The following is a 26,631-nucleotide window of genomic DNA, read 5'->3' as shown; positions in this document are numbered from 1 at the left end:
CGCTACGGCAGGCTTTCCTCGTCCTACACAACGCGACAGGCGTTTCTACTGAATCTCTATCGGAATCGTTATGTCCAAAGTTAATTACTATGCCCCAGCTGGTGGTCATCCACCTCAGACACAGCTGCTGACTGACCGTGCCATGTTCACGGAAGCGTATGCCATCTTGCCTAAAGGTGTGCTGCAAGATATCGTGACCAGCTACTTGCCTTCATGGGAAAAAACCCGTTTGTGGGTGCTGGCTCGCCCATTGTCCGGCTTTGCTGAAACTTTCTCGCAATACATTGTGGAAGTTAGCCCAGGTGGTGGCAGTAACGATCCTGAATCCAATCCAGAAGCCGAAGGCGTGGTGTTCGTCGTTGCAGGTCAGTTAGAACTGGAACTGAATGGCGAAAAACACACCATGGATGAAGGTGGTTACGCTTTTATTCCTCCAGCAAGCAAATGGAAACTGCACAACCGCACCAATGCATTGGCAAGCTTCCATTGGATTCGCAAGCGCTACCAAGAGGTAGAGGGCGTGCCACATCCAAAAGCCTTTGTGACCAACGAGAAAGACATAGAGCCTATCGTGATGCCTCACACCGAAGGCCGTTGGAGCACCACACGCTTTGCAGACATGTCTGACATGAGTCACGACATGCACGTGAACATCGTGAACTTTGAACCCGGTGGCGTGATTCCGTTTGCGGAAACGCACGTGATGGAACACGGCTTGTACGTGTTGGAAGGTAAAGCGGTGTACCGCTTGAACCAAGACTGGGTAGAAGTAGAAGCGGGCGACTTTATGTGGTTGCGCGCATTCTGCCCCCAAGCATGTTATGCCGGTGGCCCTGGCCGCTTCCGCTACTTGCTGTACAAAGATGTGAACCGTCATGCCAACCTCACCATTGGTGGCACACGTTAAGCAGCAGTACTGATTCTCCGTGTCAAAAAAGCCTGAGTTCTGTGTATGCAGACTCAGGCTTTTTTGCAATGTATGGCGTTAATGATGTGGGGCGTTCTCAGACAGTTGGGCGTGATAGGGCTCTAGTTGCATGCCTATGGTTTTGGCCCAGTCATTCAGTGGCAAGGGCGGTGTTGAATGCAGTACGCGATTCATGCCAGCTTTGATCAGCCCGAAATTATGCCAACCTCCAAACTTGTAAGGGGTGACTTCGCGCCAGTTTTGTTGATCATCTTGTTCACCCACCACAAAGCGGAATGAATAGATGCCAGCGCCTGCGCCCATACGTAGATCGCTGACGATCAAGAGATCATCTTGCACATCAAAACGTACCCAGTCACCACTGAACCAGCGTAGACGCTGCAATGACGTGGCGGCAGGAAGATTATCCGCTAAGTGATGGTTATTGGCCGCGCAGAGGTATTCTGATTCAGTGTTATCCAGCAACCCAGTGATCACCTCGCAGTCTATGCCTGAGTCCGTACGCACGATAGAGCGCCACAGCAAGGTGGTGAAAAGCTCTGGTGTCGTGAAGCTGGCTATAGGCGTGTAGCCTAGCTGTTGTACCCGTGCTTGGGCTTGGGTATCCACATGGTGCTGTATGGCTACGGTGAGGGCCAAATAGGCCGTACTTAGCCCTAAGGCCCAGTGGCAGGTCTTGATCACGCCACTACGTCCCCCCCAGCCTAACAACAAAATCGTGGCGACCAATAATGGTAGGGTATAGACCGGATCAACAATAAAAATGCTGGCCCACGATTGCGGTATGGGTTCGAGTGGCCATAGCAGTTGCGTGCCGTAACTGGTGAAAGCATCCAGTAAGGGGTGCGTAATGAGCGTGAGCCACAGCGCTAAAAAGAGGCGGCTGGCACCATAGCGTGGGTCTGGGCGCATCAGTCGCCACAAGCAGGTCAGTAGCAGTGCTAGCCCTGTGAGCACGAACAGCGAGTGGGAGAACCCGCGATGGCTAGTCATAGCCAAAATGGGGTCCTGATAACGCATGACTACGTCCAGATCAGGCAGTGTGGCCAATACGGCACCGGCAATAGCGGCTTTACGACCGTGGTAACGGCCAATGAAACTGCCACAAATGCTGGCACCCAGAACGGCTTGGGTAAGAGAATCCATAAACAACGCGGGGTATAATAGACAACAATGAGTGAGTATCCACCTTGGTCTATTGTACGGACCTTTTCTTGCGCTAACGCAAAGAGCCTGCAGTTTTACTGACATTGGCGGGGTGGATAACGTTATGATTCTAATTTCTTCTTCCTGCCGAGTACCATGGCCAAATATCTTGTTGCTGCCCTCTACCATTTTGCTGAACTAGACGACTACGTCAGTTTGCGTCAGCCGCTCTACGATTTCTGTGCCGAGCGTCAGATCATTGGTACGCTGTTGCTAGCCCGAGAAGGGATCAACGGCACTATTGCTGGTCCTGAGCAAGGCGTGAAGGAAGTGCTGGCGTATTTGCGCTCCGACCCACGTTTGGCCAAATTAGTGCACAAAGAGTCGTGGGCGGACAGCATGCCGTTTTACCGTTTGAAGGTAAAACTGAAAAAAGAAATCGTGACCCTAGGTGTGCCTGATCTGAAAACCGCTGAAATGGTGGGTCAGTATGTGGCGCCAGAAGATTGGAATGCACTGATCGAATCCCCAGATGTGGTGTTAATCGATACCCGTAACGACTACGAAGTGGGTATAGGTACGTTCAAACACGCGATCAACCCCAAGACTGATAGTTTCTCAGAGTTTCCTGAATGGGTAGCGGAGCAACGTAAAGAAGGCGGTGTGTTGGCTGGTAACCCTCGTGTGGCCATGTTCTGCACAGGCGGTATTCGCTGCGAAAAATCCACTGCCTTCATGCGTTCCCAAGGTTTTGAAGACGTCTATCACCTGCAGGGCGGTATTCTGAAATACCTAGAAGACATCACCGAAGACAAAAGCTTGTGGGATGGTGAGTGCTTTGTGTTCGACGAGCGAGTCTCGGTTGGTCATGGCTTGCGCCAAGGTGATTACACCTTCTGCCGTGCATGCCGCATGCCGTTGAACGAAGCAGATCGTCACGATGAACGCTACGAAGAGGGTGTGAGCTGCCGTCATTGTCATGACAGCTTAGACCCAGAAAAAGTTGAACGTTTACGCGAACGTCAGAAACAAGCGCAATTGGCGCAAGAAAGACGTTCTCGTCACATCGGCGCTCCGTTAAGTGAGCTGCGCGAGAAAAAGCATGCGTGGAGACAAGAACTGGCTGAGCGTTCGCGTTTGGCTCAAGAAAAAGCTGAGGCAGAGCGTAATAAGTAAAACACGTATTCACCTACAGCTATAGGCGCTGCGCAGGCGCTATGGTAAAACCGGATGAGCATATCTATGCCATCCGGTTTTCTTTTGCGGGTAGGTTTCTACGACGATGAGTATCGTTGGTGGCGCTTATGTCACACGCCGCACTAGCTGTTTTTGGAGTAATTGTGAGTTTACCGATTTTGTATTCTTTCAGACGCTGCCCGTATGCCATGCGTGCGCGTTTGGCGTGGGCTGCCAGTGGTTTGCAATGTGAGCTACGTGAAGTGGTGCTGCGTGACAAACCGCAGGCATTACGTGATGCATCTCCCAAAGCGACAGTGCCTGTGCTGGTGTTACCCACAGGGAAAATCATCGATGAAAGCATTGATGTGATGTATTGGGCGCTGGGACAACAAGATCCTGAGGGTTTATTGCAGCCAGAACACGAAAACATCATTAAAGAGCTCGTACGTGCTAACGATGGCCCCTTTAAAAAAGCGCTAGACCGCTATAAATATCCACAGCGTCACGAGGCGGAGCACGGTGAGCGTAGTGCAGAAAGTTATGCACAAGAGCAACGTGAGCTCGCCATGCAGCACATTGCCAATTTAGAAGACCGCCTGCAATCTCATACCTACTTATTGGGTGAGAACATCAGCCTAGCAGATCTGGCCTTAGCGCCTTTTGTACGCCAGTTTGCACATACTGATGAGGAATGGTTTGCCGCGCAGCCCGTACCCGCAGTACAGCGTTGGCTGGCCGCATTTATTGCATCGCCTAGGTTAGAGCGAGTGATGAATAAGTATGCGCAGTGGCAAGAAGGGCAAGAGCCGGTGATATTTCCACCGGCTTAAGGAGGGGGTAAGCCTTACATGTGCGATGAATGCAGCACCAACACCTTCACCATTGGCTGCAGTAGCTAGCACTGCGAAAAGTATTTTTTAATTTGACCACCAAATAAAAAAATACTTTCCTCCGTTTTCCCTCCGTCGCTTGCCACGGTTTTTAGTTCGGTAGCAGTTGAGGGTGCGTGGGTTCTTCTGCTGTAGTCTCGTCTGTGCAATATCTGTCGCAGTTACAGACCGACGAGTAGCAAAATGGCTGCTGAAGAAGGGGCAGTAAACCTACCGGCATTCAGACCAACCAGGGGGACGGAGAGGAAACTTTTTTGATTTGGTGTACAAATCACAAAAAGTATGCCTGCAGTTCCCCGGCATGTACGATGAATGCAGCATCAACACGCTCACCACGGTTTTTAGTTTGGTAGCCGTTGAGGGTGCGTGGGTTCTTCTGCAGTAGTCCAGCAAGTGGAATATCTGTAGCAGTTACAGACCGACAAGTAGCAAAATTGGCTGCTAAAGAATGGGCAGTAAACCTACCGGCACTCAGACCAATCGGGGGGACGGAGAGGAAACTTTTTTGATTTGGTGTACAAATCACAAAAAGTATTCCTGCAGTTCCCCGGCGCGTGCGATGAACACAGCCGTCAAGTTGCTAACCCAAATAACTAAAACCGCCACAAACAACAAACCCCCAGCAAAAGCCAGGGGTTTATCAGTGGTCTTCACCTAAGCCTGCATCAGGCAGTAAGTGAGGAATAGGCTAGTAACCTTATTCCACCATACCTGCAGCTACACACGAGAAACCACCATCAACGTGAGTGATCTCGCCAGTAATACCAGCAGCTAGGTCAGACAACATAAACGCAGCTACGTTACCAACGTCTTCGATGGTTACGTTACGGCGAATAGGTGTCACGCTTTCTACGTATTTCAACAACATAGAGAAGTCTTTGATACCGCTTGCTGCCAATGTTTTGATTGGACCAGCAGAAATACCGTTAGCACGAATACCACGTGGGCCCAATGCCGCCGCCAAGTAACGTACGCTAGCTTCCAAAGAAGCTTTAGCCAGACCCATGGTGTTGTAGTTAGGTACAGCACGTTCAGCGCCCAAGTAGGTCAGCGTCAGTACGGAACCTTGTCTACCTTCCATCAAAGGCAAAGCAGCTTTGGCCAATGCAGGGAAGCTGTAGGAGGAAATATCGTGAGCAATTTTGAATGCTTCACGAGACAAACCTTCTAAGAAGTCACCTGCAATGGCTTCGCGTGGAGCAAAACCAATAGAGTGCACCAGACCATCCAAACCGTCCCAGTGGGTACCCAGAGTGGCGATGGCATCGTCAATTTGCTGATCTTCAGCCACATCCAGAGGGATAACGATGTTGCTGCCTAATTCGCTGGCGAATTCTTCCACACGCTCTTTAAAACGCTCGCCCACATAAGTAAGAGCAATTTCTGCACCTTGCTGATGACAGGCCTGGGCGATGCCATAAGCAATGGAGCGATTGGAAATTACGCCGGTGATAAGAATGCGTTTGCCGGTGAGGAAACCCATGCTGAATAGTCCTTTCTTCTCTAAAAAATAACGTGCCAATTTACCAGAACGCGACTCAAGACGGTACGCGTAGCTGTGTACCTGGCTGTATATTGTTGTTGCGTAGTTTATTCAGTTTTTTCAGCTCTGAAACAGAAGTGTTGTATTTACGAGCAATGGCGAAGAGTGTATCGCCTTTTCGTACGCGGTAGTTACGAGCCACTGCACGGCTTGCTGCGGCACGGGGTTGTTGAGCCTGTGCTGCCAAGGTAGCTTGGGCAGTGACAGGTGCGCCTTGAGCCGTCATGGTGATACGCGCATCAGCGGCATCAATAGGCAGTAATAACTGGCTGTTAGCAACGGTTTGTTTGGCATTGAGGCCATTCAAAGAGCGTAGTTCGGCCACTGAAATACCGTGATTCTTGGCAATGGAAGCAAACGATTCGCCACGTTGAGGTTGGTATACCTTCCAGTTACTGAGTTTGCCAGTATATGACGCTAAGTTGCGTTTGAAGGTTTCTACTTTCTCGGTGGGCAGCAGCAATGTTGTGTTGGTCGCTGGGATGACTGGGCGATTATGCGCAGGATTCAGCATGCGTAGTTCATCTACGCTCATCTCTGCCAATTGTGCGGCAACCGTCATGTCTATATCACCGTTACGTGGCACCGAGGTGAAATAGGGTTCATTGCTGATGGGGGGAAGCGTAATACCGTAACGCTTAGGATCAGTGATGATGTTTTTCAGCGCTTGCAACTTAGGTAAGTAGTTGCGCGTTTCTTCTGGCATGGTGAGTGATTGGTAGTCACCCGGTAGGTTTTGGCCTTCATTGCGAGCGATTGCACGTTTTACAGAGCCTTCACCCCAGTTATAAGACGCCAAAGCCAAATACCAGTCGCCTTGGAATTCGTACAGATAGCTAAGATAGGTCAGCGCGGCATCGGTAGAAGCAATAGGATCACGACGTTGATCCATCCACCAGTTTTGCTCTAGGTTGTAGTACTTGCCTGTGCTAGGAATGAACTGCCACAAGCCCGAGGCATGCGCGCGCGAGTAAGCGTCCGGGTTATAGGCACTTTCTACAAACGGTAGCAGCGCTAATTCTGTAGGCAGGCCACGCGCTTCAATTTCATCCACAATGTGGAAGAGGTATTTGCTGGCGCGTTGGCTCATCACCAATAACGATTGTGGACGAGACGCGTAGTAGTCAGTCCAGTAATCCACTAGATCGCTGTTTAGGTTGGGGATGGAGTAGCCCCTACGAATGCGATCCCACATGTCGCGTGGTGGGTGGGTGAGGTCAATAGTGCGCGATGTATCAGCGGCAATGATTGGACCATCATTTGTTTGCACGTGTCGTTGCTGTTGGCTTGCGCAACCAGCAAGCACCATCAGCATACATACGGTAAATAGACGAATTATTCTCATGGGCAGAGTCAGGCTTGATTTTTCCATTCGCGTAAACAGGCAAAAACATCTACAGATGTAGCCAGTGGGGTTTGAGCGCGAGCGGTGGCAGCATGTACAACGTCTGGTTCGCGAATGCGCAGAAACGGATTAGTGGCTAGTTCTGTTTGCAACGAGGTGGGAACGGTAGGCAAGTTGTCTGCGCGTTGCTGCAGAGCCTCTTCGTACCGTGCCAATAAAGCCGGATTATCAGGTTCAACGGTTAAGGCCCATCTAGCGTTAGATAAGGTGTACTCATGTGCACAGCAAATTAACGTATCGGGCGGTAAAGACGTAAGTTTACCCAGAGATGACACCATTTGGGCAGGGGTTCCCTCAAACAATCGTCCACAACCCATGGAAAAAATTGTATCTCCGCAAAAAAGCAGAGGGGGACAGCCTTCGGGTATGCTGTAATACGCCACATGGCCTGCCGTATGACCGGGTATATCTACCACAGTACAGGTAAGCTTTAGATCGGGGATGTGTAGTTGGTCGTCTTGTTTGACGGCTACGTTGCGGGAAGGAATGCGCTCACTGGCGGGGCCATAGACCACTGCATCGGGCGCATAACGTAATAAGTCATTGATGCCACCCGTGTGATCACCATGATGATGTGTGATCAAAATAGCGCTAAGCACTAGATTGCGTTGTTGCAAGGCGAGCAACACTGGCTCAGCCTCACCCGGATCTACAGCTAGAGCATGTCCGGCATATTCAAGTAACCATATATAGTTATCATTGAAGGCAGGAAGTGGCGTGAGCGAATAGCCGGTAGTAGCAAAGGAAGCTAGCACATTCATCATAGTCTAGGACGATCAAAACAATGGAACAGGCCCGAACCGAACAACTGATGCAGTGGCAGCATACGGTACCAGGACGTCATGCTCGAGCCTGGATGCATAGGCAAGTCAATGCACTGGTAGGCAACACATTCGGGTATCATGCCATACAAATTGGTTTGCCTCATTGGGACTTACTACGAGCGAATCGTATCGCTAACAAATTTTGTACGGTGGACTCTCAGGACGTGGACATTGTACGCAAAGGTTTAGTGATCTGTGTGCCAGAACAGTTACCCTTTGAATCAGAGAGTGTGGATCTGATGGTGCTGCCCCATGTGTTGGAGTGTTCGTATCAGCCACACCAGATTTTGCGAGAGGTAGAGCGGGTCTTGCGCCCAGAGGGCAAAGCGGTATTTGCAGGGCTGAACCCCTATAGTTTGTGGGGGTTGCGCGACCGTATCCCCGGTTTAGAATCACAGTTGCCAGTGGCTCCCGCACAGTATGTGTCGCAGGCTCGTCTAGAAGATTGGCTAGAGTTGCTGTCGTTTGACGTGACGCAGGCGAGTCAGGGTGTATATATGCCGTATTGCCAAAGCAAGCAGTGGTTACGCCGCTGGGCATTTATGGATAAATTAGCATTGCGTGGTTGGCCGCTTAGTGGTGCTGTCTATGTGGTAGAGGCGATTAAGCGTGTGAATGCCGCCAAGTTGGTGGGGCTGAAATGGACTCAGGTGCCCCCTAAATTTAAATCCCGTGCAGTCGCTGCTGCGCGCCGGGATGCCAATATGTGAAGTAGTAGCTCATGGAACGAAAAGTGGTCAATATCTGGACAGACGGTGCATGCAAAGGAAACCCCGGGTTAGGTGGGTGGGGCGCATTGCTACGTTATGGCCCTCACCAAAAAGAAATTTTTGGTGGTGAAGAAGATACCACCAACAACCGTATGGAACTTCTGGCCGTGATACGGGCCTTAGAGTTGTTGAAGCGCCCCTGTAATGTGACAGTACATACTGATTCGCAGTATGTACAAAAAGGCATGCTGGAATGGATGTCAGGATGGAAAGCTCGCGGGTGGCGTACAGCGGACAAAAAACCTGTTAAAAATGCAGACTTGTGGCAGGAACTAGATAGCTTGGCGCAGCAACACACCTTGCAATGGCAGTGGGTGCGTGGGCACGCTGGTGATGCAGGTAACGAGCGAGCAGACGTGTTGGCAAACATGGGGGTAGACAGCATGCGACAGCATAATGAGGCGTAAATGAAAAAAAAGTGGGTGATCTGGGGAATTCTTGCCATCCTGATAGTAGGGGTTGGATTGGTGTACGGCGGTGCCAAACTATTGGTTAAAGATGCCAACATCAGGCAACCCAGTAATGCCAAGTTGGTAGAAGCTACCGAAATGGTGGTCACTGAACGGGTAGGCGTACAAGTGGCAGATGCCCAGTTCCACGAGTTACAGCGCTCGCTGAGTGCTGTGGGCTCGTTGAAGGCACGCGATTCGGTAGCGTTGCGGGCCGAAATCACCGGCACGATTAAAGACATCGCTTTTGAAGAAGGCCAGCCTATAGAGCGCGGCCAAATCTTAGTGCGTTTAGATGACAGCATTGCGCAAGCGCAGTTGTCGGAAGCTAAAGCCAAACTGAGTTTAGCCAGTAGCCAATATCAGCGCTCCAGACGCTTAAGTGAACAAGGTTTTATCAGTTCGCAAGCGCGTGATGAGTCGTCCAGTCAGTTGCAGGTTGCCCAAGCAGCAGTCGCCTTGGCCCAAGCGCAATTGGATAAAACGGTCATTTTGGCGCCGTTTTCGGGTTTAGCAGGATTAAAGAATATTTCGGTAGGTGACTACGTAAGCCCTGGCAGCGAATTGCTGTTGCTAGAAGCTGTAGATATGCTGGAAATTGATTTCCGTATTCCAGAGCAATATTTGTCGCGTGTGGTTCCTGGTACGTTAGTGACGGCACGCGTGGATGCTTTCCCTAAAGAAGAATATGACGGCCAAGTCACAGCGATTAACCCAGTGGTAGACGCCGCAGGGCGTTCTATCTGGTTACGCGCCCGTTTGCCTAACGAGTCTTTATTGTTGCGTCCTGGGCTGTTTGCGCGCGTGACCTTGCAATTGGGCACAGATTCGGTGGTGATGGTGCCTGAAAGCGCTATTCAGCCAGCAGGTGAAGCACAGTATGTATTTCTGGTGGTAGAGGGTATTGCTCAGCGTACCGAAGTGAAAGTAGGGTCGCGTGAAGCCGGATGGGTAGAGGTACAAGGCGTTGCGCCTGGTGAAGTCGTGGTGGTGTCCGGCGTGCAAAAGCTCGTTGATGGCACTTCCGTTCTGATTCAACAGCCTTAAGAACGCTTCCAGGAAACCGCTACCATGTTGCTTTCTGATGTTTGTATACGCAGGCCAGTTTTTGCTACGGTTTTATCGCTGTTGATCATTTTAGTAGGCTTGATTTCCTACGATAGGTTGACCGTACGTGAGTACCCCGCGATTGATGAGCCTGTGGTGTCTGTATCCACCACGTATAAAGGGGCATCGCCCGAGGTTATAGAATCACAGATTACTAAGCCGCTAGAAGATCAGTTATCGGGTATTGAGGGGGTAGACGTGATGACCTCACGTAGCCGCTCTGAACGCAGCCACATCAACATTAAGTTTGATTTGAACCGCGACCCTGATGCGGCAGCGGCTGATGTGCGCGATAAGGTGTCACGCGCTCGCCGTTTCTTACCCGATGAGGCCGATGAGCCCATCATTAATAAAGTTGAGGCCGACTCCACCCCTATTGTGTATGTGGGTGTGGATATGGGTACGTTATCACCCATTGAAGCCTCGGATTACATCAACCGTTTTATTAAACCTCGTTTGTCCGTGTTGCCGGGCGCTGCCGAAGTGCGTGTGTTTGGTGAGCGCTTGCCATCCATGCGTATTTTTGTGGATAGAGCACGGTTAGCGGGTTATGGGCTAACGGTACAAGATATAGAAGATGCATTGCGCAGCCAGAACGTGTTGATTCCTGCTGGGCGTATTGAGTCCAACGACAGAGAGTTCACGGTGGTGTCGTCTACGGACTTACAGACCGTAGACGAGTTTAAGCAGATTATCGTGTCGCGCGCCCAAGGCTTCCCTATTCGATTGGGGGATATGGCCGAGGTGCGTATTGCCCCTGCAGAAGAACGCGTATTGGCACGTTTTAACGGTCAGAATAGTTTGACCATTGGTGTGACCAAGCAATCCACGGCTAACCCGTTGGATTTGTCACGTGCTGTGCAGTCAGAACTGGAAGTTATCAATACCAACTTGCCTGGTGAAATGCAGTTGCTGGTGTCTTACGACAGCTCTATTTTCATTGAGCGCTCTATCGCTTCGGTGTACAGCACCATTTTGGAAGCGATCGCCCTCGTGGTGTTGGTGATCTTCTTCTTCCTGCGTAACGTGCGCGCTAGTTTGATTCCTATTGTGACCATTCCTGTGTCGCTGATTGGTGCGCTGGGCCTGATGTACGCCTTTGGTTTTTCCATCAATACGTTGACCTTACTGGCGATGGTGCTGGCGATTGGTCTGGTGGTGGATGATGCGATTGTGGTGCTAGAAAACGTCTATAGGCACATAGAAGAAGGCAAATCCAGCATAGAGGCTTCGTTTATTGGTATTAAGGAAATTGGCGGTGCGGTGATTGCCATGACCTTAACGCTGGTAGCGGTGTTTGCGCCGTTAGCGTTTGCAACCGGTCGTACTGGGCGATTATTTATTGAGTTTGCCTTAACCCTAGCCGGGGGTGTCGGGGTGTCGGGGTTTGTGGCACTGACCTTAACGCCCATGATGTGTTCTCGCCTGCTGAAAGCGCCTACAGGCAACCCTGGTCGTTTATACCAACTGATTGAGGATTGGTTAAATGGCTTAACCCGCCGCTATCGCAAGCTGCTGCTGAAAGCGCTGCGTTATCGCACGGGAGTGATTGTGATGGGCTTGGTGGTAGCACTGTCTAGTGGCTGGTTATTTACCATCATTAAAAGTGAATTGGCCCCTATTGAGGACCGAGGCGTCATCTTTGGCATGGTGACCTCCCCAGATGGGGCGACGTTGGACTACACGCTACGCAACGTATTGGCAGTAGAAGGCATGTACCGTGAGTTGCCAGAAATGCAGGGTATTCAAACCATTATTGGCTTCCCCACGGTAACAGATTCGTTTGCTATTTTGCGTTTGGCTCCATGGGAAGAACGTGATCGTAGTCAGCAACAAATCACCAATCAATTGCACCCCAAGTTCAAGGCCTTAAGTGGTGCGCGTGCTTTTCCAAGTAACCCAGCATCATTGGGGCAGCGTGCTACGTCTAAGCCTGTGCAGTTTGTGATCATGGGGCAAGCACCGTATGTAGAGTTGGATGCGATTGCCAGAGACTTCATGAAAGCGCTAGAGAGCTATCCGGGTTTGCAGAACTTGGATCTAGACTTGCGCTTGAATACACCAGAGCTTCGTGTAGAACTGGATCGTGACAAACTGTCTGACAGTGGTGTGAAAGTGGATGTGGTAGGTCGTACGCTAGAAAGCCTAATTGGCGGGCGACAGGTCACGCGGTATGAAACCGATGGCGAGCAGTACGATGTCATCGTGCAGGTAGATAAGCCAGATCGCACACGTCCTAATGATATTTTGGATATTTATGTGCGCGCTGAAGATGGCAGTATGGCACCGCTGGATAGCTTTTTAAGCATACGAGAAAGCGTATCGCCGCAGTCGCTGAATCACTTTAACCGTTTGCGTGCTGTGATTATTGAGGCAGGTGTGGCACCAGGCTATGCACTGGGCGAGGTGTTAGATCACATGCAGAAGGTAGCGGCAGAGGTATTGCCAGATAGCGTACAAACCGACTTGGACGGGCAGTCACGCGAGTTCAGGGATTCGTCTGGCAGCATGTACTTTATTTTTGCGATGGCATTGATGTTCATCTATTTGGTGATGGCCGCGCAGTTTGAAAGTTGGCGTAACCCGTTTGTGATCATGTTGTCGGTGCCCTTGTCCATGACAGGGGCATTATTGGCACTATGGCTAAGTGGTGGAACCTTATCTATCTATAGCCAGATTGGCCTCATTACCCTAGTGGGATTGATTACCAAACATGGTATTTTGATAGTAGAGTTTGCTACCCAGTTACGGGTACAAGGCGTAGGGCTATACGCAGCCGTGGTGAGAGCCTCTGAGTTGCGCTTGCGTCCTATTCTGATGACCACCGGCGCGATGGTGCTAGGCGTGCTTCCGCTGGCATTTGCGACAGGCGCGGGTGCAGAAAGTAGACACCAGATTGGTTGGGTGTTGGTAGGCGGGTTAACATTCGGTACGTTATTGACGCTTTTCGTGGTGCCAGTTGCGTATACGTTTGTAGCAAAAAAAATGTTGAAGAATTAAGGCCTAGATCGAATACTAGGTAGTCAGGGCAAAACAAAGGATCATCTGGACAATGCGACAAATAGTTTTTGATACGGAAACCACAGGTTTGGACCCCGCAGAGGGGCATAGACTGGTGGAGCTGGCTGGGGTAGAGGTCATTAACCGTACGCTGACTGGTCGACATTTGCATCTGTATGTGAATCCAGGTCGAGACAGTGACCCGGAAGCCCTGGCAGTACACGGACTGACTACTGAGTTTTTATCTGATTATCCGGCGTTTGAACAGGTAGCACCTCAGGTGTTGGAGTTCATCAAAGGGGCTGAAGTCATTATCCATAATGCCCCGTTTGACTTGAAATTCATGGATGCTGAGTTCGCGCGTTGTGGGTTGCAGAAGTTCACGAGCTATTGTGAGCAAGTGACCGACTCCTTGGTGTTTGCGCGTGAGCTGCACCCAGGTAAGCGCAACAACTTGGATGCCCTGTGTGAGCGTTATGGCATTTCGAATGCGCACCGTACCTTGCACGGCGCGCTGCTGGACTCGGAGTTGCTGGCAGATGTCTGGCTAGCCATGACGCGAGGCCAAGAAAGCCTGATGATGAACGCCTATGACGACGGTAGTGGTAATGATGATCAAGCCGCTCGTTTTGGTTCAGTAGACGTTTCAGTATTGCCTATTGTGCGAGCCACGGAACAGGAACTGCAAGAGCATCAGCAGTATCTGGAAGCGTTGGCAAAGGCGAATGGTGAGCCGGCTCTGTGGAGTAGGCTTGCCGATTAATAATGGTTTCATGTGTTGCAGTGGCTGTAGTGCTGCCGTAGTTGAATATTTCCCCTTGTGATGAATTAGGTCGTTTGCGGTAGCTACTACGACAAGGGGGAGTTCATACGTGCTATACGCACTGCTACACCGTGGAGAAGCACGCTTCAATGTTTAGTCGTCAAACTCAGAGCCCCAAAAAAACAGTGTACGGGTATACATTGTTGGTGATGGTGATCTTCCTGGCGCTGGTCTCTTATGCTGTGGTGCAATTGGTCAACCAGCAAAAGAATGTACGCACAGATATGGCTGGTCATATGTTGTGGGCGAGCACCCAGGCTCAACAAGAGGGCTTGCGTCTGATGACTCAGATCGCCATGGTGCGCACGGATAACGGTGCTTCCTACGATAGCCTATTCAATCAGTACGAAATCTTCCTTAGTCGTTTGACGTTGCTGCTGACTGGGCCGCAGAAACGGAATTTGATGCATTCTGGCGAGTTGAATTCTTTGCTGAGTGTGGTGGGAGAATTCGAAGGTAGTGTGATCTGGAGTGATGGCCGAAAGCTGTCTTCAGAAGAGCTGTCTAGCTTAGAGAACAGCCTAAAACCTTTGCTGTCGCAGCTTCAAGTCTCCAGTAATAGGGTATTGCTGTTTGAGCGCGAAAATACCAGTCGCACACGTGAGGTGCAGATCAAGGCTGTGTGGCAACTCGTGATTGGGGTGCTGGGCTTATTGATTAGTGGCGGCTACTTGTTCTTCTGTCAATTGATGGAAGTGCAGCGTGCCCAAAATGCAGAGCGTATGACCATACGCGCCAAAGAGTTCTCAGAGCTTCTTCTGGGTGCTTCGGATGAGGGCGTGTTGGTGCTGGATGAGCGCTTTGTATGCTTGTCCTGTAACCGGGCAGCGCAAAGCATGCTGAACCTAAACCCTGAGCGGGTAGTGGGTAAGAGTGTGCTCTCTATACGCCTGTTCCCGCAGTTAGAGCCTGCGGTGATTGAGGCATTGAATGGTCATAAGGCTGAGTTGAACAACATTGAGTTGATTGATGCCTCTGGCGAGATTCGCTACTTAGACTTTGCGGTATTTCCTTTGCACCTAAAGAACGGCCCGGATGGCGTCGTGGTGTTCGTGCGTGATAATACCGAGCGTTACTCTTCCACATTAGCGATGGAGCGTCAGTGGGATGAGAAGGCCACACGCGCCTGGCGACGCAGTCAAGAGTTGGAAACCGTACAGCGCCAGTTGGTGCGTGTGTTTGATGCAGCGCCAGTTGGGCTGTGTGTATTTGCGTCTACGGGCGAATGTTTGTATTCCAACGTCACCAGCCAAAAAAGGTTGATAGAAGAACTGGGTGGGCAGCAACAGCACGTGACAGTAGGGTTACAAGGGGCATTGGATAGACTGAATTACTTGCTAGAGCAGCAAGGACAGTTAGTGCCCGGGCAAGGGCCATGGTTTGAGGAAGGTAAACGCGCCGACGCCGATGTGCATATGCCGGATGGTACATGGCAGCGTGTGAGTTACGACATGCTAGAAGGGGGCGTGCACTTGTTCTGCCAGACAGATATCAGTGCGTATAAACAAACCTTGTGGTTGCAGCAACAACTGGGCTTGCATACTCAACACCTCAGTACTTTGAGTACGAAATTTGCTGAACAGTTAGGCAGTTTGCTGTCTAGCAGTGAATCTATACGCGGTGATAATAAAACCAGCACGATGCTGCAAACGCAGCGTGAAAATGTGCTGGATATGCAGCACAACGTGCAATGGGTGAATCACCAAATTAATACAGCGCTTGAAACCTTACGCTTTATGAGTGGCGAGGTGCGCGCTATTCCTGCGCCTTATGCTTTATTCGATATGTTAGATCAGGTGTTGGCGCAGTCTAAAAGGCTAGCTCCTGATATATGGATCAATCTGCATACCGATGTGTATAGCGGCTTGATGATCGAGGGTGACGAGCGTTTGATACAAAAAGCGTTACTGGGCTTGTTGCTGCAATATGCAGATAGCTTGGGCAGGCAGCATGCGATTTCACTGCAGGTAGAAGAGCATGCGTTTCAGATCGGCATCGTGTTGCGTCCATTGATGGCCAATGAGCAAGTAGAAGCCTTGCTAGATCTGGGCATGGACAAACTGCAAGACACTAGCCCCGATGTCATGGGTATGGGTATTTACTTGGCGCGCCAAGTCGCCCGCATGCATGGCGGAGATGTGTATTGGGGGCATGACGACGAAGGGTCGCTGTGCCGCTTTACCTTTGATAAGAGCTTTAAAACAATAACGATCTAGGTTATAGCGGCAGGTGGTAGCGACGTTTGTGTCGTTCGCCCATGGCATACATGGGACTGTTGGGTGGCACATCTACGGTATCTACGTAGGTGGCACCCAAGTTTTCACAGGTGCGACGTGATGGTGTGTTGTCAGGGTTGCAGGTGATCCAAATTTCTTCTAACCCGTTTAGCTTGGCCAGTGGCAACAGCAACTGGCAGGCTCGGCGTGCATAGGCCCGGCCGCGAAAGCGCGGGAACACCTCATAGCCTATGTGACCCAGGTGATGCAGTAGATCAGCATGGGTACCAATGCGTAGATGAATCACACCCGCGATTTCTTGCCCGGTTTGCATACTGAATTGATAAAACGGCGCCCAGCCTTTTACAGGGTTGTGGTGGCAGATAATATCAAGTCGCAACTGGAGATCGCGGTCTACAAACTTCAGATGTTCAGGATTGGCCAGCAAGGTGAGGAATCAGGCAAAGTTTTAGAAGAGGGCTACGGCGCAGCGGCCTATAGCGTGGGTTCTAACCAGTATATATCAGCTTGCTAAGATTTTTTTGGTTGTGCTCTTGAATATCGCTATATACATGATAATATAACGGTGCTTGTAGCAATTTTTTTGCTGTACTCTAGTCATGCTCAGCTGTCCCTGTGCAAACATCTGACAGAGTATTCGCCGCAACTCTGTGTATGCAGAGTGCGGCATTTTTTTTCTTAACCTATTGTGAAGCGCTGTAACAATATGGTTAGAAAGTAGAAAATGTATCTACGCGTGGTTTTTTTGTCTGCGTGCCATGACCTGATAAGGCTGACGGCGTAAAATACGCTTCCGTGTTTTTATGCATCACAATCTGTGTAGCGCAGATTTTATTAGGAAGAATTATTTTGGCTACTCGACGGACAGCGCGTTGGAACGGCGAGCTGGAATCGCTTTCCCCAGAGTTTTTGAAAGACGTGATTGAGCGTATGGAGTCTTACGGCGATCGCGTACAGTTTGAATTCCCCGGGCATGCAAAGCGCCCCAATTATCAGGTCATCAACAGTCGTGGTTTCAAGATGGCATTTGACAGCAAAAACCTGTTGATGCAATTGAACGAGAACGGCGAAGTGAGTGATAACCTGTCTGATGTATTCAGTTTGGAGCAGGTTAAACAGGCATTGGTGGCACCTGCAGCACCGGCACGCCGCAGTAGCAGCAGTGGCACACGCAGTAGCTCCGGCACATCTCGTGCTCGTGTAGCGTCTCGTGCCGAGCCGGATCCTGTAGAAGTGGAAAAATACAATTATTTCCGTACACACCGTGAGTTCCTCCCTGACGGCATACAGCAATATTCTGCAGACATTACTCGCCTGATGCGTACTGGGCTGAGTGCAGAAGATGCGTTTAACCAGATCGTAGACGAGCACTTCTAACGTTACGAGTTGATAAAAGCAGGCATGGCATCGCCTTAATGGCGGCCATGTCTGCGACTGATATGCATCAAATACTCACAAAAAAAGCATGTCAGTATCGGGAAATCCCTCTTGTCGCGATAGCCTGAAATGGGCATTGTTATACGGTTATTGGTCATGGGTGTACAACACCTGACCACGTCATATCAACAATACATTCAGGAGGTAGGCGTATGCGTTTTATCAAAACGCTGATGGGGACAGCCTTGGTGGCAACAACACTGGTAGGCGGAGCAGCAACAGCACAAAAGGCAGAGTTCATCAATATCCTCACTGGTGGACAAAGTGGGGTGTATTACCCTATTGGGGTAGCACTTTCGCAGATTTATGCGCAGACCATTCCTAACGTTAAAGCCACAGCACAAGTCACTAAAGCGTCAGCTGAAAACATGAACTTGCTGCAAGCTGGGCGTGGTGAGCTCGCTATGGCGTTGGCTGACTCGGTATCAGATGCATGGGAAGGTAACGAAGAAGCAGGCTTTACCCGTAAATTAGACAAATTGCGCGGTCTATCCGGTACCTACAACAACTACATCCAGATCGTAGCCAATGCTGGCTCTGGCATTAATAGCCTAGAAGATTTGCGCGGCAAGCGTATTTCTGTAGGGGCTGCTCGTTCCGGTACAGAGCTTAATGCTCGCGCTATCTTTAAAGCCGCCGGTATGAGTTACGACGACTTCAGCAAGGTAGAGTATCTGCCGTTTGGTGAGTCCGTAGAACTGATGAAAAACCGTCAGTTGGATGCCACTCTGCAATCTGCTGGGCTGGGCGTATCGTCCATTCGTGACTTGGCAACATCGGTAGATATCGTTGTGGTACCCGTGCCAGTGGAAGTGGTAGAAGCTGTAGGCAGTGAAGCCTACCAGCCTGCTGTGATTCCTGCTGGTACGTATGCGGGTCAAGAGGGCGATGTGGCGACTGCTGCTATTCCTAACTTCTTAGTGACACACTCAGGGGTCTCCGACGACTTGGCCTACGAAATGACCAAGCAGTTATACGAAAACATCGATTCGCTGTATGCCGCACACAATGCAGTGAAGAACATGAAACTGGAAAACGCGGTTAAAGGCATGCCAGTGCCTATACACCCTGGCGCTGAGCGCTATTACCGTGAAAAAGGTGTGATCCAGTAATGTGCTACTGACCTAATAGGTTAGGTAGTGCGTATAGGCAGTGATTCTGATCACTATCAGGAGTCACTGCTTTTTTTGATGTGAGTAATGGGCAATATGAGCATGGATCACGATCAATCCGCGGGGGCGCTCCCACGGTCTATCTTTTGGGTAGCGGTACTGTTTTCTGTTTTCCAGATCTATACCGCTGCATTCAGTCCTATTTCCAGCCAAGTGGTACGTGCCATACACGTGGGCTTTGTGCTGTTGATGATTTTCACCTTGATGCCTACATTTTTTGGCAGAAAAATTCCCGTATTGGGGTGGATTCTGGGCTTAACAGGTTTTGTATTCAGTTTCTATCACTGGGTATTCGAGTCTGATTTGACGGCCAGAGCCGGCGAGATGACGACCGAAGACATGGTGGTGGGGATTGTGATCATTGCGTTGGTGTTTGAAGCAACACGCCGCATGATGGGGATTGCACTGCCTATCATTTGTGGTTTGTTCTTGCTATACGGTTTGTATGGTGAATTTCTACCAGGCAGTTTTGCACACCGAGGCTATGGCTTTGACCAAATCATCAGTACCTTGAGTTTTGGTACTGAAGGTATTTATGGCACGCCTACCTATGTGTCCTCTACCTATATCTTCTTATTCATCTTGTTTGGCTCGTTCTTAGAACGCGCGGGGATGATTACGCTGTTTAGCGATTTGGCTATGGGTACAGTAGGTCACACACGTGGTGGCCCGGCTAAAGTGTCAGTCGTCAGTTCAGGTTTGATGGGTACGATTAACGGTTCTGGTGTGGCCAACGTAGTGACTACGGGGCAGTTCACGATTCCGTTGATGAAACGTTTTGGGTATTCATCGGCCTTTGCGGGCGGTGTGGAGGCCACGTCTAGTATGGGCGGGCAGATCATGCCACCGGTGATGGGGGCTGTGGCCTTTATTATGGCCGAAACCATTAACGTGCCTTATGTGGATATCGTCAAAGCGGCTATTATTCCGGCCATTTTGTACTTCTTCACCGCGTTCTGGACCGTGCACTTGGTGGCCGGTAGAGAAGGGCTGTTTGGTTTACCCAAAGAAGAATGTCCAAACCCCTGGAAAGCCATTCGTACTCACTGGTATTTGCTGATCCCATTGATTGGCCTGGTGTTCTTATTGTTCTCAGGCTATACGCCACTATTTTCGGGAACAGTGGGCTTGGGTTTAACCGTTATCCTGATTTATGGTGCGGCGGCAATTAGTGGTTGTAGCCAAAAGATGATGCGCTATGTCTTTTGGATACTGCTGGGATTGGCGTGTACAGGTTTTGTGAAGTTTGGCGTGATCACTTTCTTTGCGATCATTGCTTTGCTCGCCGCCTTCTTGCTGATACAGCGCCATAGCAAAGACGTATTGCGAGACTCCATACAGTCATTGGCAGATGGTGCTCGTCATGCGTTGCCAGTCGCGATCGCGTGTGCATTGGTAGGGGTGATTATCGGCATTATCAACCTAACCGGTGTGGCGGCAGAGTTTGGTGGTCAAGTGATTGCCATTGGTAAAGACAACCTACTGTTAGCCTTGTTCTTGACCATGATTACGTGCTTGGTATTAGGCATGGGTATTCCTACCATTCCTAACTACATTATTACCAGCTCGTTGGCAGCACCTATCTTGCTGCAATTGGGTGTGCCACTGATCGTCTCGCACATGTTTGTGTTTTATTTCGGGATCATGGCCGATCTGACACCACCGGTAGCGTTGGCGGCTTTTGCAGCAGCGCCTATAGCTAAAACCTCAGGGTTGAAAATCAGTATACAAGCGCTGCGAGTGGCGATTGCTGGCTTCATCGTGCCGTACATGGCGGTGTATAGCCCAGCGTTGATGCTGCAAGATTACACTAGCCCTATCGAGGTGATTTATGTGGTGGCTAAAGCCATATTTGCCATCGTGTTGTGGGGTGTGGCGACAACAGGTTTCATGAAAACCAAAGTGCAAATTTGGGAGCGCATCTATGTGTTTGTCGCTGCAGCCATGTTGGTCTGGGCAGATCCTATTTCTGACCAAATCGGCTGGGGTATGACAGCGCTGTTCTTTGTATGGCACTACATGCGTAGTCGTGGTGTAACGCACAAGGCAGCCTAATGCCCTTAAGTGCAGTAGTAGGCATTTGTTTGCAACTAGCTGGGGCACCGGAAGCGGTGCCCCGCTATGTTCCTACCCAACGCTTTACGTTGGCGTGGGAGCATTCCATTGAAAAAGTACGCTGGGAAGAAGACTACGTGCTGATTCCTGCGGATTCTACCGAAGACATTGCAGACATCACGTTAGTAGAAGCTAGAGTCAAAGGTTCAGCGGCTGGCATGGAGCCGCCTGAAGATGCATATCTGAAAGATGGCTGGTATCACTACACACCTGCCTCTGCCCCCGTGCAAGCGTTGCGGCTTACCCGTTCGGGCTACACCGCTGATTACGATCTGTGCATAGATCAACAGTGCCAACGCTTAGAACATTACTTGGAAACCGATGGCGGCATCACGCTGCTACGGGCGTGTGTGCCCCCGGTTACTGCAGACCGCGTTCCTTCGCAATAAGCTGGCGTTCTAAACGACTGGTGTAGTTTTGTACTAGGTTTTGGGCTGCGCCTTGCAAATTCACAAATGCAGCGCCTATATGATGTATAGGTGTGCCACTAGGCAACAGCAATTCGCGCTCACGAGTGACCTGCAAAGTCGCTGTGACGGTGCCTACGTCGGGTAGATGCAGGGTACAGTCATGCAGCATCATGCCTACACGGAAATTCACGCGTCGGTGTTTGTCCAGTAAGGCCACGCCACCCACACTAATATCGTACAAATCGAACACCACGGGTGGTTGGGTGAGCATGAGCGCGCAGGTGGCGGGGTTAGATACGGGCACAGGCACACGGAAGAATTCACGGCGTTGAATACGGCGCATGAATTCCGGTAGTGCTAAGCACAGCGCCGGTTTTCCCTCAAAATAGGTGGGGGTGATGTGATCGGTGGAGAACTGTACTTTGACGTGATCGATGCTGGTTTCAAAGTCAGCAACACCCGCTTCCAGAAACTGTTGATTGATGGCATCGTGTGACGCGCAGTCAATGAGTAAATGCTCAGCATCCAGATCAATGTCCAGCAGGGTGGTTACCACGGAGACATGAGGGTGTGGCCCCTGCATTTGAATGAGCAAACCATCATCGAGCATGCGTCGTAGCAGACGCAACATTTCATAACGGGAGCTGATCCGATGCGGATCGTGCTCAGTAGCAGGGGAAGTAGACATAGCTGGTTAGTATTCAGCAGAAAGTAAATAAAAGCGCTAAGTGGAGGAGCTTAACACTAACCAGGGGGCTTTAAGGCTTGAACAAGCCGCTACTTGCAGGGCAATAGGCTAGTTTAGGTGCTGACGTGCGCAACGAGCAGCAGCTAAATCCCAAGCGGCGCAACCTATGCTTTTATAAAACAAAGGGCGTGAGGCATGTGGGGCCTGTTGTTGAGCAAGGGCGATAGGTTGTACCTGATCCCAATCTACTTGCGCTTGTATCAGATCCCCCGCCTCATGTGGGCCAGAGGTCTTGTCGTCTATATAGTGTGCGCTCGCACGTACGGTGTCAGCGGCAAACTCAGCCATATCATGACGATAAGCGCCCATCCCTATGAGTAAGCGGTCGGCTCTGGCAGGGTGGTGGTACACCGGGGTTGAGCTGCTGGTGGTGCCAATAACTACATCGGCATCATCCGGTACATGGCTAGCAACATGCAGGGGAATATGCGGTAGAGCTTGTTCCAGTGCTCGTGCTTTCTGGGTGTTGCGAGCAACGATGCTGATACGGCAGTTTGGGTAGAGTGCATGCAGAGCTTGAGCATGACCTTGAGCTTGCACGCCAGAACCCAAAATGGCGACATGCCGGCATTGGTTTTGCCACAGCAGTCGTATGCCCAACATGGAGACGGCGGCAGTACGTCTAGCCGTAACGGTTGGGCCATCCAAGACAAACAGAGGCAGGCCATTTACCCCATCGTAAGCACATACCAACCCTTGAATCACGGCCAAATTGACGGTTGCATTGTCGGGCATGATGTTGACCAGTTTATGTATGCCTATGTCGCGTGCAGTTGCTGGCATGGAGAGCAAGGTAGCCCCATTGGGGTAGTCCACACTTTGGCGAGTAGGGGCATGAATGCGGCCTAGGTGATAGTCCTGTGCAGCGTGTGCCAGTGCGTCTGTGAGTGCGGGGTAAGGCAATGCGCGGGCAGTGGCCTCTGCATCCAGAACAGCAATAGGGTGATGCATAGTCTCCTCCGTGTAGGGGTAGGGCTTGTCTCGTGGACAAACGTTATAGTTCTGCTTTAGTGCTGATCCACATCACCTCTGCATCACCTTCGTTACCGTGGTTGATGACGCGGTGTAGCATGCGGCTATCTATATAAAAACAGTCGCCCTGATGCAGGGTGACTGGTTGGTAAAACTCGGTGTGCAGCTCTATGCTGCCGCTAAGCACGTACACAAATTCCTCGCCTTCGTGTCGGCTCCACCCTTCTTGTGGATCAATATCGTGTGCTTTGATGCGCGAGATAAACGGCATGATGAGTTTATTCGCGAGTTGTGAGCACAGTACGCGGTGTTCGTACATGGGGGTGTCATGCCGTTCGCCATTGCCCGCTCGTTCTATAGTGCGTCGCCCTGCCCCCATATGCTCTTGAGGCGGGGCGAAGAGCTCCGCTATATCAACCTGAAAGCCCCGCGCTAGACGTAGTAGTACATCGTAGGTGGGTGAGCTTAAGCCGTTTTCTATCTTCGACAAACTGGACGAGGCTACACCGGTAGCGCGGCTGGCTTGCTCCAGTGTCCAGCCGTGGTGCTGGCGCAAAGAGCGTATGCGTTCCGCTAACGCAGAGACCGAAGCTTGGACATCTGAATACGTCACGATAGTTTTCCTTATAGGATGCCAGTCAGGCAAAAAACATTAGCGTTTTTTACCGCCTCCCAAGTACGCATCACGCACTTGAGGGTTGGCTAGCAGCTCATCGCCAGAGCCTGTCAGCGTGATTTGTCCATTGGTCATCACGTAACCACGGCGAGACAGCTTGAGCGCGTGGTAGGCATTTTGCTCGACCAGGAAAATCGTTTTCCCCAGCGAGGTGATGTCTTTCAGTATGTCGAAAATTTGCGCCACGATCAGTGGGGCCAACCCCAGACTAGGTTCATCCAGCAGAATCATGTCTGGTCTACCCATTAACGAGCGTGCCATGGCTAGCATTTGTTGCTCACCACCAGACAGCGTGCCAGCACGTTGGTTGCGTCGTTCTTTTAAGCGCGGGAAAAAAGCAAACATATCCGCTTTGTCGGAATCGGCGTGCTCCATGCCTATAGGTAGTGTGCCTATGAGCAGGTTTTCTTCCACCGTCATTGACGGGAAGATGCGACGTCCTTCAGGGACTTGCGACAGCCCTTGGCGTGCAATATGGTGCGGCGGTAGTGCCGCGAGATTGGTACCGTTGAAAATAATCTCGCCTTTGCGAATTTTGGGTAGCCCAAAAATACTCATCAGTAGTGTGCTTTTACCAGCACCGTTAGCACCAATCAAACACACGATTTCGCCACGGTTCACATGCAGCGATACGTCGTGCAGTACTTGAATCGCACCGTAGCCATTACATACGTTTCTAATATCCAATAGGGGTGAGCTCATACTTGCTCCTCTGTGGCCGTGCCTAAGTAAGCGGCAATCACTTTTGGGTTGTTACGTATGTCGTCTGGGCAACCTTGGGCGATAACCTCGCCGTGGTCCAGCACCACAATATGATTGGAAATATCCATCACCAACCCCATGTCGTGCTCAATCAGCAGTACGGTAACGCCGAACTCATCGCGAAGCAGGTGTATCAACGAGGCAAGGTGATCGGTCTCGGAAGGGTTCAAGCCCGCAGCAGGCTCATCCAAGCAGATCAACAACGGTTCGGTGCACATGGCGCGGGCGATTTCTAAAATGCGCTGCGAGCCATAAGGCAGTTCACCGGCCAAACGGTTAGCTTGGTTCGCCATGTTTAAGCGTTCCAGCCATTGCATAGCGGTTTCTACGCCTTGGCGTTCGCGTTCTTCAAAACGATTGGACGCCCACATGCCGCGCCACAAGTTACCGTCTAAGTGGCGGTGTTGAGCAACCAGCAGGTTTTCCAAAACTGTCATGTCTTGGAATAAGCGGATGTTCTGAAAGGTACGGGCGATACCAGCGCGAGTGACTTGGTGTGATCCACCTACTAGGGGGCGGGTCAGCAGTTTGGCCACTTGTGCGCTGCGGCCATCTTCTCTGTGCAAGGTGATGGTGCCTTCGCTAGCACGGTAAAAACCCGTGACGCAGTTAAATACCGTGGTTTTACCCGCGCCATTGGGGCCGATCAGGGCAGTAATAGAATGGCGCTGCACATCAAAGTTCACGTTGTTGTTGGCAATAATGCCGCCAAAACGTTGGGTCAGTTGACGTACTGTCAGGATGGGATCGTTGGCATTAGTCATGTTTGCCTCCGGCAAAAGCGGGGCGTTTGGCACGAATTAATCCATGTGGACGCCAGATCATCATCAGAATCATCAGTACACCAAACATCAAAATACGGTAGTCAGCGAGGTCACGTAGCAGCTCAGGTAATAAGGTCAGAGCCAGCGCAGCAATTACCACACCCAACATAGAGCCCATGCCTCCCAACACCACGATGGACAAAATCAGCACCGACTCAAAGAAGTTAAAGGAAGTAGGGTTGATAAAGCCTTGGTAGGTGGCAAAGAACACCCCCGCAATACCGCCAGCAATGGCGCCAATGGTAAAGGCCGACAGTTTGATGGTGACGTGGTTAATACCCAGTGAGCGGCAGGCAATCTCGTCTTCGCGCAGTGCTTCCCACGATCTGCCCAACGGCATGTAGCGCAAGCGGTTGAAAAAGCGCAGGGTGATGGCGACGACTATAAACAGGACTACGTAAATAAAGAGGAACTTGTAATCGCCGTTGTAGGACAGTCCAAAAAACTCATGGAAAGGCGTATTGCCATTGCTACTGCGACGTGCAAACTCCATGCCAAAGAAGGTGGGCGATGGTGCAGCGGCACCGTTAGGGCCACCAGTGACATCGGCCCAGTTGGTTAATACCAAACGGATGATTTCACCAAAGCCTAGCGTCACGATCGCCAGATAGTCACCGTGCATACGCAAGACGGGAAAGCCCAGCAGCGCGCCGCATGTACCTGCCACGATGGGTACCAGTAACAGTGCAGTCCAAAAACCGAAATCAAAGTACTGTGCACCCAAGGCCAGTAGGTATGCCCCGACGGCATAAAACCCCACAAAACCTAAATCCAGCAAACCAGCCATACCCACAACGATGTTCAGGCCCAGCCCCAGCAGCACGTAAATCAGAGCCAGCGTCAGGTTACTGATCCATACCTTAGGCAGCAGGCCAGTGAGGTTCAACAGTATAGGTAAGCTCAAGCCCGCCAGAAACAGCAGAGGCACGTAGATTTTCCAGGCGTTTTTCTGGCCGCGAGGTTTAGGCAAACTGACGCCAAACACGAACAGCACAAATAAGCTGATCAATACCAATGCGGAGCTCGCGCCTACAGCAATCACTTTTTGCCAACCTAAAAAGCAAGCAAACAGTGCAAACAGCACGCAACTGCCAAACACGCGCAAGTTTTTAATGGCAGAGGGGGCGGAGGTAGACTCTACCGTGATCTCATCTGAGGCATTTTTTTGCTGTAAGCGTTGTAGCAGGCGATTACCTGCAGGCAGTTGTGCTAAG

General features: G+C 50.8%; 24 protein-coding genes. 13 read left to right on the top strand and 11 right to left on the bottom strand.

What is annotated here, in order from left to right:
- The first annotated feature begins 70 nt into the window (after nt 1–70).
- Nucleotides 71–907 (top strand): bifunctional allantoicase/(S)-ureidoglycine aminohydrolase, encoded by an 837-nt coding sequence (locus tag ACLPHM_RS12375; RefSeq protein ID WP_430221537.1) that lies wholly within the window; start codon nt 71–73, stop codon nt 905–907.
- A 78-nt stretch (nt 908–985) separates the two neighbouring features.
- On the opposite strand, the gene ACLPHM_RS12370 is transcribed toward ACLPHM_RS12375, so the two are convergent.
- Nucleotides 986–2,074 (bottom strand): metal-dependent hydrolase, encoded by a 1,089-nt coding sequence (locus ACLPHM_RS12370; RefSeq protein ID WP_430221536.1) that lies wholly within the window; start codon nt 2,072–2,074, stop codon nt 986–988.
- Nucleotides 2,075–2,230: 156 nt separating this feature from the next.
- Between ACLPHM_RS12370 and trhO the strand changes: the two genes are divergently transcribed.
- Together trhO and ACLPHM_RS12360 are read left to right on the top strand one after the other, a co-directional pair.
- Nucleotides 2,231–3,250: an oxygen-dependent tRNA uridine(34) hydroxylase TrhO gene (gene trhO, locus ACLPHM_RS12365; protein WP_430221535.1), complete on the top strand. Its 1,020-nt coding sequence runs from the start codon at nt 2,231–2,233 to the stop codon at nt 3,248–3,250.
- 164 nt (nt 3,251–3,414) lie between these two features.
- Nucleotides 3,415–4,083, top strand: a complete 669-nt coding sequence (locus tag ACLPHM_RS12360; protein WP_430221534.1) for a glutathione S-transferase — start codon at nt 3,415–3,417, stop codon at nt 4,081–4,083.
- A gap of 757 nt (nt 4,084–4,840) precedes the next feature.
- Here ACLPHM_RS12360 and fabI read toward each other — a convergent pair.
- The 3 genes from fabI to gloB are packed head-to-tail and all read right to left on the bottom strand — an operon-like array spanning nt 4,841 to nt 7,855.
- The gene (gene fabI, locus ACLPHM_RS12355) at nt 4,841–5,626 is read right to left on the bottom strand and encodes an enoyl-ACP reductase FabI (protein WP_135862707.1); all 786 of its coding nucleotides are present in this window, start codon (nt 5,624–5,626) and stop codon (nt 4,841–4,843) included.
- 55 nt (nt 5,627–5,681) lie between these two features.
- Nucleotides 5,682–7,031, bottom strand: a complete 1,350-nt coding sequence (locus ACLPHM_RS12350) for a transglycosylase SLT domain-containing protein (protein WP_430221533.1) — start codon at nt 7,029–7,031, stop codon at nt 5,682–5,684.
- Nucleotides 7,032–7,039: 8 nt separating this feature from the next.
- A complete protein-coding gene (gene gloB, locus ACLPHM_RS12345; protein ID WP_430221532.1) occupies nt 7,040–7,855 on the bottom strand; it encodes a hydroxyacylglutathione hydrolase in 816 nt (271 codons plus the stop codon).
- A gap of 20 nt (nt 7,856–7,875) precedes the next feature.
- Between gloB and ACLPHM_RS12340 the strand changes: the two genes are divergently transcribed.
- From ACLPHM_RS12340 to ACLPHM_RS12315, 6 genes are all read left to right on the top strand, one after another.
- Entirely contained in the window at nt 7,876–8,625 is a 750-nt protein-coding gene (locus ACLPHM_RS12340; RefSeq protein ID WP_430221531.1) for a class I SAM-dependent methyltransferase, read from the top strand.
- A gap of 11 nt (nt 8,626–8,636) precedes the next feature.
- Nucleotides 8,637–9,092, top strand: a complete 456-nt coding sequence (gene rnhA, locus ACLPHM_RS12335) for a ribonuclease HI (RefSeq protein WP_430221530.1) — start codon at nt 8,637–8,639, stop codon at nt 9,090–9,092.
- Nucleotides 9,093–10,181, top strand: a complete 1,089-nt coding sequence (locus ACLPHM_RS12330) for an efflux RND transporter periplasmic adaptor subunit (RefSeq protein WP_430221529.1) — start codon at nt 9,093–9,095, stop codon at nt 10,179–10,181. It begins immediately after the preceding gene.
- A 24-nt stretch (nt 10,182–10,205) separates the two neighbouring features.
- Nucleotides 10,206–13,241 carry an efflux RND transporter permease subunit gene (locus ACLPHM_RS12325; RefSeq protein ID WP_430221528.1) on the top strand — a complete coding sequence of 1,012 codons (3,036 nt, stop codon included), beginning with the start codon at nt 10,206–10,208 and terminating at the stop codon, nt 13,239–13,241.
- Between the two features lie 40 nt (nt 13,242–13,281).
- Entirely contained in the window at nt 13,282–14,004 is a 723-nt protein-coding gene (gene dnaQ, locus ACLPHM_RS12320) for a DNA polymerase III subunit epsilon (RefSeq protein WP_430222019.1), read from the top strand.
- 149 nt (nt 14,005–14,153) lie between these two features.
- Nucleotides 14,154–16,280 (top strand): PAS domain-containing protein, encoded by a 2,127-nt coding sequence (locus tag ACLPHM_RS12315; protein WP_430221527.1) that lies wholly within the window; start codon nt 14,154–14,156, stop codon nt 16,278–16,280.
- Between the two features lies 1 nt (nt 16,281).
- On the opposite strand, the gene ACLPHM_RS12310 is transcribed toward ACLPHM_RS12315, so the two are convergent.
- Nucleotides 16,282–16,728 (bottom strand): GNAT family N-acetyltransferase, encoded by a 447-nt coding sequence (locus ACLPHM_RS12310; protein ID WP_135862691.1) that lies wholly within the window; start codon nt 16,726–16,728, stop codon nt 16,282–16,284.
- Nucleotides 16,729–17,150: 422 nt separating this feature from the next.
- Here ACLPHM_RS12310 and ACLPHM_RS12305 point away from each other — a divergent pair, with 422 nt between their 5' ends.
- The 4 genes from ACLPHM_RS12305 (at nt 17,151) to ACLPHM_RS12290 (ending at nt 21,414) form a co-directional block, all read left to right on the top strand.
- On the top strand, nt 17,151–17,678 hold the full coding sequence (locus tag ACLPHM_RS12305) for a hypothetical protein (protein WP_430221526.1): 528 nt from the start codon (nt 17,151–17,153) through the stop codon (nt 17,676–17,678).
- Nucleotides 17,679–17,890: 212 nt separating this feature from the next.
- Nucleotides 17,891–18,850, top strand: coding sequence for a TAXI family TRAP transporter solute-binding subunit (locus tag ACLPHM_RS12300; protein WP_430221525.1), 960 nt, complete (start codon nt 17,891–17,893; stop codon nt 18,848–18,850).
- A 102-nt stretch (nt 18,851–18,952) separates the two neighbouring features.
- Complete coding sequence (locus ACLPHM_RS12295; RefSeq protein ID WP_430221524.1) at nt 18,953–20,965, top strand: TRAP transporter permease; 2,013 nt, start codon at nt 18,953–18,955, stop codon at nt 20,963–20,965.
- A complete protein-coding gene (locus ACLPHM_RS12290; protein ID WP_430221523.1) occupies nt 20,965–21,414 on the top strand; it encodes a DUF1850 domain-containing protein in 450 nt (149 codons plus the stop codon). The genes ACLPHM_RS12295 and ACLPHM_RS12290 overlap by 1 nt, the downstream gene beginning before the upstream one ends.
- On the opposite strand, the gene ACLPHM_RS12285 is transcribed toward ACLPHM_RS12290, so the two are convergent.
- From ACLPHM_RS12285 to livM, 6 genes are all read right to left on the bottom strand, one after another.
- Complete coding sequence (locus tag ACLPHM_RS12285) at nt 21,386–22,123, bottom strand: flagellar brake protein (RefSeq protein WP_430221522.1); 738 nt, start codon at nt 22,121–22,123, stop codon at nt 21,386–21,388. The genes ACLPHM_RS12290 and ACLPHM_RS12285 overlap by 29 nt on opposite strands.
- Nucleotides 22,124–22,231: 108 nt before the next feature.
- Nucleotides 22,232–23,134 carry a delta(1)-pyrroline-2-carboxylate reductase family protein gene (locus tag ACLPHM_RS12280; RefSeq protein WP_430221521.1) on the bottom strand — a complete coding sequence of 301 codons (903 nt, stop codon included), beginning with the start codon at nt 23,132–23,134 and terminating at the stop codon, nt 22,232–22,234.
- 43 nt (nt 23,135–23,177) lie between these two features.
- Complete coding sequence (locus ACLPHM_RS12275; RefSeq protein ID WP_430221520.1) at nt 23,178–23,768, bottom strand: helix-turn-helix domain-containing protein; 591 nt, start codon at nt 23,766–23,768, stop codon at nt 23,178–23,180.
- A gap of 39 nt (nt 23,769–23,807) precedes the next feature.
- Nucleotides 23,808–24,533, bottom strand: a complete 726-nt coding sequence (locus ACLPHM_RS12270; protein ID WP_430221519.1) for an ABC transporter ATP-binding protein — start codon at nt 24,531–24,533, stop codon at nt 23,808–23,810.
- Nucleotides 24,530–25,357 carry an ABC transporter ATP-binding protein gene (locus ACLPHM_RS12265; RefSeq protein WP_430221518.1) on the bottom strand — a complete coding sequence of 276 codons (828 nt, stop codon included), beginning with the start codon at nt 25,355–25,357 and terminating at the stop codon, nt 24,530–24,532. Before ACLPHM_RS12265 ends, ACLPHM_RS12270 begins: the two co-directional genes overlap by 4 nt.
- Entirely contained in the window at nt 25,350–26,531 is a 1,182-nt protein-coding gene (gene livM / locus ACLPHM_RS12260; protein WP_430222018.1) for a high-affinity branched-chain amino acid ABC transporter permease LivM, read from the bottom strand. The genes ACLPHM_RS12265 and livM overlap by 8 nt, the downstream gene beginning before the upstream one ends.
- Nucleotides 26,532–26,631: the final 100 nt, after the last annotated feature.

It is taken from the genome of Paenalcaligenes sp. Me131 (assembly GCF_050487225.1).
Taxonomy (GTDB): Bacteria; Pseudomonadota; Gammaproteobacteria; order Burkholderiales; family Burkholderiaceae_B; genus Paenalcaligenes.
Note: the sequence above shows the minus strand (reverse complement) of the source record. Positions and strands in the feature narration are given on the sequence as shown.